Here is a 1,798-nt window from a genome sequence, read left to right on the forward strand (position 1 = left end):
CAATTACAGTGCTCTACAAAATAGTTGATGAAGCCTATCAATTCCTTCATTTCTATCAGACACCTTTCGATGTCATCGAATATCAGAAACTTTACACCTTTTATACTGTCGTCTTCCACTTGTAGTAACGACAATGAATCCAGTGTTGCGGAAAATGAACCATCCTCTTTAGAGTTGTCATTCAAATCCATACTCGTCTTGAAGACTACCTTACCGGCTAATTTCAAAATACCCTTTATGAAACGCCCGGTTTTCGAATAGAAGAAGGGATTTAATTCCCTATCTATAGTTGTCTTGATGTCATTCACGCTATCCATTCCATAGGTCGAAATATAGATGGGCTTTAGCGTAATTTCCTCGTCGGTATCTGCGGTCTCGTCAAACCTCTTCTTCCATTGTTTTATAAGATGAGTTTTGCCACATCCCCATTTTCCTTTCAGCATCACGGCATACTGAGGATTAGGATTGTCAGCATAGCTGTTTAAAAAATCAAGAATTAAAGTGTTCATACCTTTGTTATTAACATGATTCTATTTTAACTCCATTGGGAAACAGGAATGTAGCAATAAGAACATTAAATATGAAATTAGTAAAAGACGCTGCAAATCCATTATCACCACATCCACAATGAACAAAGTTAGTGATATTTCTTTGATACGATAATATCCAAACAACTAAATTTCATGTTTCTTCTTACCATTGATTGCTTAAATATGCGTCTCCTATCATAATAATATCCGCAGAAAATGTGATGGTGGAATACATTTGGCGTTTCCTGTCAACATTGTAAATCTCTTTATAATACACGATATACGCATATTTGAACTCCACGACACGAAAGATTGAATTATCCTTAGTGTTATAATAAATCACCTTGCCGCTTATCGCTTTGAAAGGGCTGTTTACCATTGCTTCAAGAATAGTAGTTTCTCTGGTAGATTCAACGGTTATAGTAATACGTCCGCCAATAACATTTGTCACCGGCCTTCCTTTATTATCTGTCTTGCGGTTAAATTCAATATGTGATGAAATCACTTCTATGTCCTTTCCTTGCAAGCACACGGTTGCCTTTAATTCTGCCATGCTGATCTTATTATTTATTATAAAACCAAGACATTTCGCCTTGGTTAAAGCAGTCAGACCGCTTTCAAGACAAGAAGGAGGATATCATATTTCGCAAAAATAGTGTTTTCCCTTGAACATAACAAACAATCAATTAAATTTATTAACCGACTAAATAGAAGAAAATCTGTTTACAGGCTATCCTCTCTTCTGAAATATTATCCTACATGGTCTCTTTTCTCGTCCTGCTATTCAATTCACCACAGGCAAAGCAAACCGGCTTTTGAACAAAAGAGGTTAAATCGTAATCATTCATTGCATTCTTTTTGTTCTTATGGTGGAATGTTTTATTAGTGAGTGAGGCTGTTGTGTAATCCTCTTGTTACAGTTCAGGCAAGAGCCTTATGCGATGGCATTATTGATGTTTAACCCCTATAAACTTGCGAGTTATGAGAAAAAACGCTAATTTTGCGAATCACAAATATGCGCTTAGACGCATACTATTAATTAATATATTGAAATTGAAACAGTTAGTGTCTAATCTTTATCACTTTGCCTTTGGGAGAGAAGTGCATACCAACGGTATGAATGCCGATGGTACTATGAGTGTGGCGGCTGGAGATCCTACGTTGAGTGTAACTCCGTTGAAAGGTCTTGAAATGTTACCAGATAGGATTCCGTGTGAAAATTCAATGTTAGACATTTCTGAGTATAAACAATCTGAGAATCCCTTAAT

At 36.2% G+C, this 1,798-nt stretch carries 2 protein-coding genes and 1 pseudogene; 1 reads left to right on the forward strand and 2 read right to left on the reverse strand.

Translation table 11 applies throughout. The annotated features are described in order from the left end of the window. Together ABUA47_RS22630 and tssD are read right to left on the reverse strand one after the other, a co-directional pair. Positions 1-509, reverse strand: a 509-nt coding sequence (locus tag ABUA47_RS22630) for a P-loop NTPase fold protein (RefSeq protein WP_349832092.1), incomplete at its 3' end; no start/stop codon positions are given. Positions 510-693: 184 nt separating this feature from the next. After that, on the reverse strand, positions 694-1,083 hold the full coding sequence (gene tssD / locus ABUA47_RS22635) for a type VI secretion system tube protein TssD (RefSeq protein ID WP_007761411.1): 390 nt from the start codon (positions 1,081-1,083) through the stop codon (positions 694-696). A gap of 428 nt (positions 1,084-1,511) precedes the next feature. Between tssD and ABUA47_RS22640 the strand changes: the two are divergent. Beyond that, a pseudogene (locus ABUA47_RS22640) lies at positions 1,512-1,798 on the forward strand (hypothetical protein); the annotation flags it as partial.

Origin of the sequence: Bacteroides sp. RTP31139st1_H2_RTP31139_211217 (assembly GCF_040227615.1) — a bacterium.
Lineage (GTDB): Bacteria > Bacteroidota > Bacteroidia > Bacteroidales > Bacteroidaceae > Bacteroides > Bacteroides uniformis.